Origin of the sequence: Dysgonomonas mossii DSM 22836, from assembly GCF_000213575.1 — a bacterium.
Classification (GTDB): domain Bacteria; phylum Bacteroidota; class Bacteroidia; order Bacteroidales; family Dysgonomonadaceae; genus Dysgonomonas; species Dysgonomonas mossii.
On the sequence record NZ_GL892004.1, the window covers coordinates 614,769 to 628,428 of the forward strand.

12 protein-coding genes are annotated in these 13,660 nt (G+C 36.8%); all 12 read left to right on the forward strand.

Annotated features, from left to right (window positions below; all coding sequences use genetic code 11):
- The first annotated feature begins 45 nt into the window (after positions 1 to 45).
- A complete protein-coding gene (gene rlmN, locus HMPREF9456_RS02620) occupies positions 46 to 1,098 on the forward strand; it encodes a dual-specificity RNA methyltransferase RlmN (protein ID WP_018074666.1) in 1,053 nt (350 codons plus the stop codon).
- A gap of 75 nt (positions 1,099 to 1,173) precedes the next feature.
- Positions 1,174 to 2,259: a 4-hydroxythreonine-4-phosphate dehydrogenase PdxA gene (pdxA, locus tag HMPREF9456_RS02625; RefSeq protein WP_006841903.1), complete on the forward strand. Its 1,086-nt coding sequence runs from the start codon at positions 1,174 to 1,176 to the stop codon at positions 2,257 to 2,259.
- 36 nt (positions 2,260 to 2,295) lie between these two features.
- A complete protein-coding gene (locus tag HMPREF9456_RS02630; RefSeq protein ID WP_006841904.1) occupies positions 2,296 to 2,991 on the forward strand; it encodes a sugar phosphate nucleotidyltransferase in 696 nt (231 codons plus the stop codon).
- A gap of 31 nt (positions 2,992 to 3,022) precedes the next feature.
- Positions 3,023 to 3,892 carry an ATP-grasp domain-containing protein gene (locus HMPREF9456_RS02635; protein ID WP_006841905.1) on the forward strand — a complete coding sequence of 290 codons (870 nt, stop codon included), beginning with the start codon at positions 3,023 to 3,025 and terminating at the stop codon, positions 3,890 to 3,892.
- Positions 3,893 to 3,958: 66 nt separating this feature from the next.
- Complete coding sequence (locus tag HMPREF9456_RS02640; RefSeq protein ID WP_006841906.1) at positions 3,959 to 4,876, forward strand: CDP-alcohol phosphatidyltransferase family protein; 918 nt, start codon at positions 3,959 to 3,961, stop codon at positions 4,874 to 4,876.
- 12 nt (positions 4,877 to 4,888) lie between these two features.
- Complete coding sequence (locus HMPREF9456_RS02645) at positions 4,889 to 5,614, forward strand: HAD family hydrolase (RefSeq protein WP_006841907.1); 726 nt, start codon at positions 4,889 to 4,891, stop codon at positions 5,612 to 5,614.
- A gap of 240 nt (positions 5,615 to 5,854) precedes the next feature.
- A complete protein-coding gene (locus tag HMPREF9456_RS02650) occupies positions 5,855 to 7,150 on the forward strand; it encodes an inositol-3-phosphate synthase (protein ID WP_006841908.1) in 1,296 nt (431 codons plus the stop codon).
- A 482-nt stretch (positions 7,151 to 7,632) separates the two neighbouring features.
- Complete coding sequence (gene dapB / locus HMPREF9456_RS02655; RefSeq protein ID WP_006841909.1) at positions 7,633 to 8,349, forward strand: 4-hydroxy-tetrahydrodipicolinate reductase; 717 nt, start codon at positions 7,633 to 7,635, stop codon at positions 8,347 to 8,349.
- Positions 8,350 to 8,357: 8 nt separating this feature from the next.
- Positions 8,358 to 9,839 (forward strand): signal peptidase I, encoded by a 1,482-nt coding sequence (gene lepB / locus HMPREF9456_RS02660; protein WP_006841910.1) that lies wholly within the window; start codon positions 8,358 to 8,360, stop codon positions 9,837 to 9,839.
- 24 nt (positions 9,840 to 9,863) lie between these two features.
- Entirely contained in the window at positions 9,864 to 10,853 is a 990-nt protein-coding gene (gene lepB, locus HMPREF9456_RS02665; RefSeq protein WP_006841911.1) for a signal peptidase I, read from the forward strand.
- Between the two features lie 7 nt (positions 10,854 to 10,860).
- Positions 10,861 to 11,496, forward strand: a complete 636-nt coding sequence (locus tag HMPREF9456_RS02670) for a WbqC family protein (RefSeq protein ID WP_006841912.1) — start codon at positions 10,861 to 10,863, stop codon at positions 11,494 to 11,496.
- Positions 11,497 to 11,577: 81 nt separating this feature from the next.
- Positions 11,578 to 13,644 (forward strand): Ig-like domain-containing domain, encoded by a 2,067-nt coding sequence (locus tag HMPREF9456_RS02675; RefSeq protein ID WP_006841913.1) that lies wholly within the window; start codon positions 11,578 to 11,580, stop codon positions 13,642 to 13,644.
- The last annotated feature ends 16 nt before the right edge of the window (positions 13,645 to 13,660 follow it).

The window sequence follows — 13,660 nt, forward strand, 5'->3', positions numbered from 1 at the left end:
TAGCAATTTGCTAGAGGCTGTTTGCTAAAAGCTAAATACTAGAATATGGAAAATAAAAGGCACTTACTAGGTATGACTATGGAAGATTTCTATGGTGTAGTAGGTGAGTGTGGTTTACCCAGATTTTCTGCCAAACAAATAGCAGACTGGGTTTACAAGAAAAGAATAACATCTATCGATGAAATGACGAATCTCTCTGTGGCAAACAGAGCTTTGCTGTCAGAGAAATATGATATAGGGCGGTATAACCCTCTCGAATTTCAGCAATCTGTAGATGGTACTGTAAAATATTTATTCAAAACGGAAAAAGAAAAGCTGATAGAAGCCGTTATGATACCCGAGGACGATCGGGCAACGCTTTGTGTATCTTCTCAGGTTGGTTGTAAAATGAATTGCTTGTTTTGTATGACAGGAAAGCAAGGGTTTAATGGAAATCTAACAGCAAACGAGATATTGAATCAGCTTTATTCTGTTCGCGAAGCGGAGAGCTTGACGAATGTGGTTTTTATGGGAATGGGTGAGCCCTTGGATAATTACGAAGAACTGAAAAAGACACTCGAGATAATGACTGCTGATTATGGAATGGCGTGGAGTCCGAAGCGTATAACTGTTTCCACAACGGGTGTAACGCCCAAGTTGAAACGTTTCTTAGACGAGAGCAACGCTCATTTGGCTATCAGTATACATAGTCCTGAAAAAGAACAAAGATTATCGATTATGCCTGCCGAAAAAGCATTTCCTATCACAGGGGTAATGGATTTATTGAGACAATACGATTGGACAAAGCAGAGGCGATTGTCTTTCGAATATATAATGTTTGACAACTTCAACGATTCTTTAATTCATGCAAAAGAGTTGACGCAGATGCTTAGGGGGGTTGAGTGTAGGGTAAACCTTATCCGCTTTCATGCAATACCTAATGTTGATTTGAAAACTTCTACTAAAGAGAAAATGGAGGCATTCCGCGATTATTTGACTAAAAAAGGAGTAACAAGCACGATTCGTGCATCTCGTGGAGAAGATATTTTTGCCGCCTGTGGTATGTTGTCGACAATGAAAGGAGATGCTTTAAGTGCTTCTAAAAAAGATTTAGAATAATCTATCAGGCAAAATAAAGAAATGACCCTCGTGTAGTCTTCCTTTGTGGAAGTTGAGAGGCCTAAATATAAAGTTATGATTAAAGTAGGAATAACACAAGGTGATATAAACGGAATAGGCTATGAGGTTATATTAAAGACCTTCGCAGATATACGTATGGCTGAAATATGTATTCCCGTCATATACGGTTCAGCTAAAGTTGCCGCTTATCATCGCAAGGCGATGGAGTTGCAGACAGTTGCTTTTAATCAGATAAGTGATGTAAAAGACGCTGTTGTAAATAAGGTCAATATCATCAATTGTATCAATGAAGATACTAAAGTAGAGCTGGGGCAAGCTACTCCTGTTGCAGGTGAAGCTGCATATCAATCGCTCGAAAGAGCTGTCGCCGACCTCAGGGATGGCGCAATAGATGTTCTTGTAACAGCTCCTATTAATAAGCATAACATACAACGAGAAGACTTTAAATTCCCGGGACACACAGAATACTTGGAAGAACGTTTTGGGAAAGATCAGGATAAAAGTTTAATGATTCTGGTAAAAGACTCTCTTCGGATAGCTCTTGTTACAGGGCATATTCCGTTGTCAGAGGTTCCTAATACATTGACGAAGGAAAAGATAGTGGAAACAGCTACTCGCTTCGAACGAAGTCTTAAAAGAGACTTTAGGGTGGGGCGACCTCGTATTGCTGTTTTGTCACTGAATCCTCATGCCGGAGAAAATGGATTGTTAGGAAATGAAGAAAACGAGATTATAATTCCTGCACTGAATGAGTTGCAAGATAAAAAGATACTTTGCTTTGGACCATATCCGACCGATGGATTTTTTGGTTCGGGCGATTATACTCATTTTGATGGTATATTGGCTATGTACCACGATCAGGGATTAGCCCCATTCAAAACATTAGCGATGGAGGACGGCGTTAATTTTACTGCCGGACTGTCTATTGTGCGCACATCGCCTGCTCATGGTACTGCATACAGTATTGCAGGACAGAATAAAGCTTCAGAAGAGTCGTTCCGTCAGGCAATATATATGGCTATTGATACTTATGGCAATCGTATAGAATATGATAAAGCTTATGCTAATCCACTGAGAAAGTTATATGTGGATAAAGGCGGCGATGATAGTGTTGACCTGATAAAAGAAGCAGAAGAATAGTATATTTACCTCTTAGTTAAAATTTAGTTAATAAAAATGAATTACGCTATAATTGCTGCGGGAGAAGGTTCTAGACTTGTCCAGGAAGGTGTTACTTTGCCAAAACCATTAGTAAAGCTAAATGGTGTGGAAATGATTCGTCGGCTGATTGATATATTTCTCAAAAATAATGCTTCTTCAATAAGTATTATTGTGAACGAAGAAATGACTCAAGTGCAAGACTATCTGACTAATCTCGAATTGGGCATTCCCTTTAATATTGTGATTAAGTCCACACCCAGCTCGATGCATAGCTTTTTTGAGTTGAGAGATTTTCTTAGAGACGGAAAATTCTGCTTAACGACAGTAGACACAATTTTTAAAGAAGACGAGTTTTCTGAATATATTCAAACATTCATAAATGATTCGGAAAGTGACGGTATGATGGCTGTGACAGACTTCATAGATGACGAAAAACCGCTTTATGTGGATGTAAATGAACGTATGGCAATAAAAGGCTTTCTAGATCATTCTGATAATTGTAAATACATCTCCGGAGGTATTTACGGTTTGACACCCAAGGCGATTCATACGCTTGAGGCCTGTTTGAATTCGGGGCAAGCTCGTATGCGCAACTTTCAGAGGCAATTAGTTGCCGACAATTTACAATTAAAAGCATATCCTTTTGAAAAAATAGTAGATGTGGATCATGCAGGCGATATCGTTAAAGCTGAGAAGTTCTTAAACAATTAATATAAATAGAGATAGGGACATTATAAAGACTATGTCAAAGATAAAAGTAGCAGGAATCAAAAGGAAGACAAAATTTTCTCCCAATCATATAGGCAATGACGGCATGATATTCAGTGAGACTGCCGAATGTCTAAGAAATATGGGATATGATGTAAGGGAGTATACGGAAGACGAATTTATTTTAAGTGAAGAGAATGAGCTATATATATTCAATATGGCTCGTGACAAAACAACCATTCGTAAACTAAAGAAAAGAGAAGAGGATGGAGCTGTTATAATAAATCCGGGAACCGGTATTGAAAACTGTACACGTGAGGCAATGACTCGCTTGTTGTTGGAAAATCATATACCATATCCAACAAGCCTTATAGTGGATGTAACCGATGATCCGACCCAAGAGTTGAAGAAAATGACGGCGGATGCATATTGGATCAAACGAGGTGATTCGCATGCCATTCATAGAGAGGATGTAACCTATGCACGTAATATACCCGAAGTGAAATCGATATTAAAAGAGTTTGCTTTACGTGATATACCCAATGCTGTGATCAACGAACATCTTGTCGGAGACCTTGTTAAGTTTTATGGAGTGGCAGATACTGATTTCTTCTATTGGTTTTATCCTTACGATTTGAGCCATAGTAAATTTGGACTTGAAGCAATAAATGGTGAAGCGCATGAGTTTCCGTTTGATGTAGAGGCTTTGAAGAAAGCATGTGATAAGGCCGGTGAGATATTAGATGTTAAAGTATATGGGGGAGACTGCGTTGTAGACGAGGATGGCTCTTTTAAAATAATTGACTTTAACGATTGGCCGAGCTTTGCTCCTTGTAGAAGTGATGCAGCGCCTAAGATTGCAGAATGTGTGCATAAGCAGATTCAAAGAGATTTGCAAGGATAATTATAATAACCTTATATTTGCATTATACGGAAAGTAGTTTGTAATAAAAGTAGTATCAATAAATTAATGGATAATAAACAACCGACACTTGAATCTACTCTAAAATCAACGGATACAGAAGAGTTTATAGATATTTATTTCTATCGTCCGATCGGTTATCGTTGGGCTCTATTGTTTCAGAAATTAGGTGTTACGCCTAATGCTGTCACCATAGCAAGTATTTTCTTGGGGATAGGGGCAGGTATATGTTTTTATTTTGACAATATATGGATATCTCTATTAGGGATATTTTTACTCGTATGGGCAAACTCTTATGATAGTGCAGATGGGCAGTTGGCTCGCATGACAAAGCAGTTTTCTGCTTTAGGACGTGTTTTGGATGGTTTTGCCGGTAATCTGTGGTTCGCTTCTATTTATGTAGGTATTTGCTTACGTCTTTATCCCGAGTGGGGCGGATGGATATGGGTTCTAGCTTGTGTTACAGGTTACTTCCATTCCAAACAAGCGGAGATGGCTGATTACTATCGCAATGTACATCTACTGTTCCTTAAAGGGAAAGCAGGGAGTGAATTAGACAATTCGGCCGAGCTTACTGCCAAATTTAAAGAGCTAACTTGGAGTAAAAACTTTGGAGCAAAAATTGTATTGTTTTTCTATCGTAATTATACTACCGATCAGGAAAATCGATCTCCAAGACTTCAGGTGTTATTTCGATTACTCAGAGAAAGATTTGGAGATGTTGCTCCTGAAAGTTTTCGCAACGATTTCAGAGAGAAAAGCCTCCCTTTGATGAAATATACCAATATACTCTCTTTTAATACACGATCTATCGCATTATTTGTGTCTATATTGTTGGGGTGGCCTTGGTTGTATTTTGTATTTGAATTAACTGTATTGAATATACTGCTTGTATACATGGTAACAAAGCATGAAAAAATATGTAAAAGCTTTGTTCTGGATATAAAGAGTGGAAAATACAATTAAAATAAGTTTAGTATGTTTGATTTGTCAAAAGTAAAAGGAATTATCTTCGATTACGGAGGTACTATAGATAGCAATGGTAAGCATTGGTCTGAAGTTTTATGGGAATCATATTTGGATAATAAGGTTCCTGTAACCAGAGAACAGTTCCGTGAGACGTTCGTATATGTAGAACGTTATCTGGCTGCTAATCTTGTTATATTACCCGAAGATAACTTTCATGTTTTACTGAAAAAGAAAGTAACTCTTCAAATAGAATATCTTCTGGAGAAGGGCTTCCTAGAGGAAAATGATAAGACAAAGATGTATAGCCTTGCAATTTCAGATCAATGTTATAACTTTGTAAAAGATTTGATTAAAAAGGAAGTTGATATCCTTACAGCACTCAAAGACCGTTATCCAATGGTTCTGGTGTCTAATTTCTATGGAAATGTACAGTCTGTATTAGGCGATTTTGACTTACTTAAATATTTTGATGATATTATAGAATCGGCTGTTGTTGGTATAAGAAAACCCGATCCTGCCATATTTGGATTAGGCGTTGAGAAGCTCGGTCTACCGGGTTCTTCCATTGTGGTTATTGGAGATTCTTATACGAAAGACATTGTTCCCGCTACAAAAAATGGATGCCAAACTATTTGGCTCAAAGGTTTGGGCTGGGGTGACGATGACGAAAATGCTACAGCTGATATAATTATAACGGATTTCATGGAGTTGAAATCTATCTTTCAATTAGATTGAAAGGCAATACTTGAATACATTGATAATACTATAGAGTCAGTCTGACTATCTGCTTTAGTAATGGATACCGCTTGTATGGTAGAAAAGCCCGGGTTGGGAGAATAAAGTAAAACAGATCTTCACTGAAACTATGCTATTATATAGGATTTTATGAATTCGGGAGATAATATCCTGATGAAGTAAAGTCTCCGGTTTAAAGGATTACTGCGGGTTGCAGTGTATTTTAAAAATTAATTAAAAATGGAAAAAGTACAAGTGAAAGAAGCCAAGGGTAAACTTGGTATTCTAACAATTGGTGTTGGAGCTGTTGCTACAACATTCATGGCAGGAACGTTATTAACACGTAAAGGACAAGGTGTTCCTGTAGGTTCAATTACACAGTTAGCTACAATGCGTCTGGGAAAAAGGGAAGAAAATCGCTTTCCGAAGATTAAAGACGCTGTACCTTTGGCAGATCTTAACGATGTTGTTTTCGGTGGATGGGATATCTTCGAAGAAAACGCATACGAAGCTGCAGTACACGCAGATGTGTTGACAAAAGACGACCTGAACAAGGTGAAAGACGAATTGGAAGCAATCAAGCCAATGAAAGCTGTTTTCGATCAAGACTTTGTTAAACGTCTACACGGTACATGGGTAAAATCAGCTCCTACTAAATGGGAATTAGCTGAACAAGTAAAACAAGACATCCAAGATTTTAAAACAAAAAATAATTGCGATCGTATCGTGGTTATCTGGTGCGGAAGTACTGAAGTTTTCACTCCGCTTGGTGAAGTTCATAAAACATTAGCAGCATTTGAAAAAGGACTTAAGGAAAATCATAAAGATTTAGCTCCTTCAAACGTATATGCCTATGCTGTAGTATCGATGGGTATCCCATATATCAATGGTGCACCAAACCTTACAGTAGATATTCCTGCAATGTGGGAACTAGCGGCTAAAACTCAGACTCCGATCTGTGGTAAAGACTTCAAAACTGGTCAGACTATGTTGAAGACTGTATTGTCTCCAATGTTCAAAACTCGTATGTTGGGTCTTAACGGATGGTTCTCAACCAATATTCTTGGAAACCGTGACGGGGAAGTACTCGATGATCCGGGTTCATTCAAAACGAAAGAAGAGTCGAAACTTTCAGTTATAGACAATATTCTTCAGCCAGAACTGTATCCTGAACTTTATGGAAATGTTTATCATAAAGTACGTATCAATTATTATCCTCCTCGCAATGATGACAAAGAAGGATGGGATAATATTGACCTATTCGGATGGTTGGGTTACAAAATGCAAATGAAAGTGGACTTCCTTTGTAAAGACTCTATTCTTGCTGCTCCTCTATGTCTTGACCTTGTATTGTTCTCCGATTTGGCGAAACGTGCAGGTCTGAGCGGAATACAAGACTGGTTGTCTTTCTACTTCAAGAGCCCAATGCATGAGCCAAGTAAGATAGCAGAGCACGATTTGTTTATCCAATATGTGAAGTTGAAAAATACACTTCGTAAAATGATTGGAGAAGAAACTGTGGATTTTATTGATTAAATAATAATCTTATAATACTAAAAGACTGTCTAGGTTAACCTAGACAGTCTTTTTTTGTTGGTACACCTCTTTTCGAAGAAGTTTGATACATCATCTATGATTTTGTGAATAAGTCAAATTTTATTTAGGATTCAACTTAATTGTTATCCAAAATAAGAAGGGGATAACCTTAGAAAAAAGGTATCCTCTTTTTGGAAAATATATAAATGTAAAGTTCAATATTGTCTGCTCCTAGTACATTGAAGCAGATAAAGTTTCTATATTTATTAGAACATTATTTTCTACATTATGTTTATTGTTTTCGCCTTGAAATTTAGTTAAATGAAAATAATAGATAATTTATGTTTATATTTCTTATCAACTGCAATTTTCTTTGTATAAAATAGACTAATAGTCAGGGATAAATTAGAAATCCAATCTCATAGAAATAAGTTTTTATGTATATTTGTAGGCTTTAGTTACTCATTAAATTAACTCTCGGAATGAATATAGCACTTATAGGATATGGTAAGATGGGGCATGAGATAGAAAAGATAGCCCTGCAAAGAGGTCATAATATTGTATCAATCATTGATATGAATAATCTGGAGGAGTTTAATTCTCCGGCATTCAAAAGTGCTGATGTTGCAATTGAATTTTCTACACCTGATAGTGCCATACAAAATTATCGTAAATGTTTTGAGGTTGGTGTTGCTGTTGTTGCAGGAACAACAGGATGGTTAGAACATTTGGAGGAAGTAAAGAAAGCTTGTGCTGAACAAGGTCAAACTTTCTTTTATGCTTCTAATTATAGTCTTGGTGTTAATATCTTTTTTGCCCTCAATAAATATTTGGCAAAGATTATGAATAACTATCCAAGCTATGATGTGAAGATGGAAGAAGTACACCATATTCATAAATTGGATGCACCGAGTGGAACAGCTATCACGCTGGCAGAAGACCTTATAAAGGAAGTTGACCGGAAAGAACGCTGGAACTTGGAAGTAGAAGAAAAACAAACAGACCTGTCTATACATTGTATTCGTGAAGGAGAAGTACCGGGAATACACGAAATAATATATGAGTCTGAAGCAGACATTATAAGTATAAAACACGATGCCAAAAGCCGTGTGGGTTTTGCTCTTGGTGCAGTGTTGGCTGCCGAATTTACTAATGGTAAAAAAGGATTCCTTGGAATGGGTGATATGCTCAAATTTTAAAATAAGATATGGAAAAGAATTCTTCGAATCAGCAAAATAAAAGAGAACGTCGCAAACCGGGGATGAAGCAATGGATATATGCCATTCTAGCTAGTGTTTGCTGTATTGCGTTTGTTATCTGGACCGGGTATTGGGCTGTATTGATCCTGATCCCTGTTTTTATCGATATATACATCACTAAATTTGTTCCTTGGGGTAGATGGAAACAATCTAACAACCGTCAAGTGAAGAGTATCCTCGATTGGATCGATGCTATTCTTTTTGCATTGGTAGGAGTATATTTTATAAATACTTTCTTTTTCCAAAACTATCAGATTCCATCTTCATCCTTAGAGAAATCTCTTTTAGTCGGTGATTTCCTATGTGTTAGCAAACTGAGCTATGGAGCGCGTTCTCCAATGACTCCGTTTTCGTTACCATTGATGCAGCATACTTTTCCTTTCTTTGGATTTAAGTCCTATCTTGAAAAACCTCAGTTAGAATATAAGCGTTTCAAAGGGACAGGACATATCGAGCGTAATGATATAGTTGTTTTCAACTATCCATCGGGAGATACAGTGGCTTCGAAGTTTCAGGAAGTAGATTACTATGTTTTGTGCAAAGAAGCCGGACGAAGTCAGGTTTGGACAAATAAGAATACATACGGAGACATACTTTATCGCCCTGTAGACAGGCGAGAAAATTATGTAAAGCGTTGTATCGGATTGCCGGGCGAGACAATCTCTATCGTGGGTGATACAGTTTATATCAATGGTAAACCAATAGAAAGCCCTGAAAAAATGCAGTTGTTATATTGTGTGCAAACCAATGGGACAGATATATCTTCCGCTGCTTTCGATGATTTGGGCTTAAGTCAGGAAGACAAAAAAAGAATAGGGATGTATCAGGATTTGAGCGAAGTGGATAGCCTTTCGTATGTAAGGGCAATTTTCCCTAAAGCTAAAAATGGAAATCCCGGATTCTTATATTCCGGTGTAAATATGACCAAAGAAATGGCAGAAGAGATGAAACAAAAGCCATTTGTAGAAAAAGTAATTCCTCTAAACCAGTTTTATAAGTTGGCTAACAGAATGGGACAAAAGTTTGTACAACCCACAATTTATCCTATCACTTATGACATGCAAACTCAACCCGGAGATTTACATCCTCTATGGATACCTAAAAAAGGCGAAACAATCAAGTTTGATACTGATGTAGATCGTAAGGTAGCAACATATATACGCTGTATAAAGAATTATGAACTAAACGATTTTGACTATCGTGATGGAAAAGTTTATATTAACGGACAACAGACTGATTCTTATACATTCAAATTGGATTATTACTTTATGATGGGAGACAACAGAGATAATTCGGCCGATTCCCGTGTTTGGGGATTTGTTCCCGAAGATCATGTTGTAGGTAAACCTTTGTTTATATGGCTCTCTTTGGATAAAGATAAGAACGGAATACGCTGGAACAGACTTTTTACATCCGGCAATAAAAAATAATAAGCTAAAATTGGGGATTGAAAAATGTCTTCAAAAAAGAAAAACATCTATACATATTTGGGCAAAGTGATTTTAATTACTTTGCTCATTGTGTTATGTATACGGACTTTTTTTGTAGAGTCATATACCATATCCTCATCTCAGATGCAAACCTCTCTTCTGGAAGGTGATCAGGTACTTATTGATAAAACATCATACGGTGTTCGTCTGCCTATTACGATATTAACGATTCCATTTACTTTTGATAAAATATTTGGTGTTCGCTCATATCTCACTTCTTTAGAAGCGCCTTACAAAAGAATACTGGAAAAAAGGATTGAGAGAAACGATATTATCTTGTTCAACAATCCGATGGATGTTGGTAAGCCGTTGGATAAGAAGGATCTAATTGTCAGTCGTTGTATTGCTATTCCCGGTGATACCGTTTCAGTAGAAAAAGGACTGTTATCCCTTAATCGTATAAATCATATTGCTTCTGCCGACGTCATGAATGAATATTCCATGAATATTTTGGCGTTAAAGGATATACAGGCTATAATGGAAGAGCATAATATTCCTATTCGTAGCTTAAAGCATAGAGCAGATACAATAAGTATTATGCTGAATAGATTAGAGGCTTTTATTATTAATGAGAATATAGAAGACTCCACACTATCTATATGTTGTAAGACCGATACAACTCAAAATTATCGCTTGATAGTTCCATCGAAGGGTAAAGTGATAAGTGTTAATAGCTTGAATATTAATGTGTATAAGCAGCTAATACTGCAAGAACAGGACGATAATGCTCATATTGCTGACGATAAGTTATACATCGGGGGAAAAGAGCAGGCAACCTATAGGTTCCAAGACGATTACTATTGGGTGCTATCTGACAATATAAAAGATGCTTTGGATTCTCGTACGTTGGGTTTTATCCCTTTTAAGAATATAATAGGCAAAGTTCGTTTAATCTGGTATAGCTCCCATAATGGAAACGTAAGAAAAGAACGTTGTTTAACTTCTGTAAATTGATTCTGTAATGAATATATATCTTTCATCGGCTTATTTAGCGCCTATTCAGTATTATGCAAAATTTGTGCAGGGAGACCATATATTTATTGAGCAGAATGAGAATTACACAAAACAGTCGTATCGCAATCGCTCTATGATTGTTTCGGCTAATGGGTCTATTCCTTTATCTATTCCTGTCGTTCATTCATCTTCCGAAAAAACATTGACGAAGGATATTCGTATTGCAGATCATGGCAATTGGCAGCATATGCATTGGAATGCGATTGTTTCGGCTTACAATTCAACTCCTTTTTTTGAATACTATCAGGATGATTTTTATACGTTTTATCATAAGAAATATTCTTTCTTATTCGATTTTAATGAAGAGCTTCGAATTCTTATTCTAGGTTTGCTCAATATCGAATCGCCTGTGATAGAATATACCTCCGGATATAAGACGGCATTTGAAGACCATGAGCTCGATATGCGGGATGTGATTCACCCAAAGAAAGATTTATCGCTAGATCCTTCCTTTGTGTCAATTCCTTATTATCAGGTTTTTGAACAAAAACTAGGGTTCGTGGAAAATATGAGTATTGTGGATTTGCTTTTTAATATGGGAAATGAAAGTCAATTGATTTTAAACAACTCTTTCCACAGATAAGCGTTCTGTTAAAGTATTTTATAACCCTATTTACCTATTTATCTATAAAACATCGTATTTTTGCGTTAAATTAAATAAAACATGGTACAGTCCATAAAGAAATATATCTCATTATTACTTGTTTTAGTAGTCACTATTTTGATCGCTGTAGCCTGTGCAAATATGGCTACGCCAACAGGAGGACCGGTTGATCTCGATCCTCCGAAGGTGGTACGTAGTTCGCCGGGTTTTAATGCAACTCGTGTGGCGAAAGGAAAAATAACGATAGATTTCGATGAGAATGTAACAATAAAGAATCCTTCAGAGAATGTGATTATCACCCCTCCGCAAAAAGCTTTTCCTATTATACACTCCGTAAACAGGCGAGTAACAGTAGAATTGCGAGATACTCTTATGCCGAATACTACTTACACAGTAGATTTTACGGATGCCATTGTAGATAATAATGAGGAGAATCCTTTAGAAAATTTTTCATATTCTTTTTCTACAGGAGATGTTGTCGATTCTTTGGCTATTTCCGGTAAGGTGATAACCGCAGATAACCTTGAGCCGGTGAAAGGAATTTATGTGGGATTACATGCCAATTTGGAAGATTCAGCTTTTATCAAGCTGAAATTTGATCGTATCGGGCGTACCAATAGTGCCGGGGTATTTTCTATTAAGGGTGTAGCGCCGGGGAAATATAAGATATACGCTTTGGCTGATGCCAATAGAGATTATATGTATGATAATCCTGCTGAAGCGATAGCTTTTATGGAAACTATAATCGAACCTACATCAGAAAGGGCACTAAGAAGTGATACTATATTTATAGACCATGATCATGATCACGATCAGGAAGCTGAAACACCAAAGAATCAGAAAGAAGCACCCAAGAAAGAAATTGATACGATTAAAACAGTAGAGTATACACGCTTCTTACCTGATAATATCGTTTTGAGATCTTTTAAATCGGGCTTTCAGCGACAATATCTGCAAAAACATGAGCGTACACCAAATCAGCTTTCATTGTTCTTTGGTGCACCAACAGCAATGCCGGAAGTAGAGCCTCTCAATTTTGACAAAGAGAATTGGGCTATATTAGAGAAAACGCCAAAGAACGATACGTTAATCTATTGGATGAAAGATAAAGCTCTCATGGCTCAGGATACTCTTATGCTGCGTGTATCTTATATGAAGACAGACTCTTTAAACCAGTTAGTTTCAACAACTGACACATTGAAGTTTATAGACCGTACTCGAAAGAAAGATAAGGAGAAAGAAGAAAAAGAAAAGGAGAAAGAACGGAAAAAGCTTAAAGAAGGAGAGGAGCCCCCAATTACCTTCTTAACGATTAATAATAATTTGAATTCTTCGTGGGATACCTATAAAAATATTCAGTTAGAATTTAATGAACCTATTACGACAGATTCTCTGATAAGTAAAATTATACTTCGACAGAAGAAAGATAGTGTATATAGCGACATTCCTGTTCAACTGGTTGTAGATTCTGTAAATCCACGAAAATATTCTATCAAGAATAGGTGGACGTATGGCTCAGAATACCAGATGAGGATAGACTCGGCTTCAATTTATAGTATCTACGGATTGTGGAATAATAAGCTGGAACAGAACTTTAAGGTGAAGAATGAAGATCAGTACGGACAGTTGGCTATATGGGTAGAAGGCATAGATAGTATTCCTTCTTTTATGGAAATTTTAGATAAGTCGGATAAACCAATTCGTAAATCCAGAGTCATAGATAATGTTGCGGTTTTTAAAGACGTTGATCCCGGAACATATTATGCTCGTATTGTTCTCGATAGGAATAATAATGGAGTTTGGGATACCGGAGATTATGATATGAAACTTCAACCCGAACTGGTTTACTATCTTGGCAAAGCAATCGAAGTAAAGGCTAACTTTGAGATTGAAGAGAATAACCCGGCTTGGAGGATTAATTCAAATAGCATGGATAGCCAGAAACCGTTGGATATAACAAAACAGAAACCCGAAGATAAAGAAGCGCGAAAGAAAAAACTAGAAGAAAAAGACGCTAAAAATCAGCGGACTAGAAACCAAAATAATACTACTACCCAGCAAGGAAATGCTACAGGTAGGAATAGAAATAGTTCTAATAATAGCTACAACAATACGAATAGCTTTTAATTAAAAACTTAGCAAA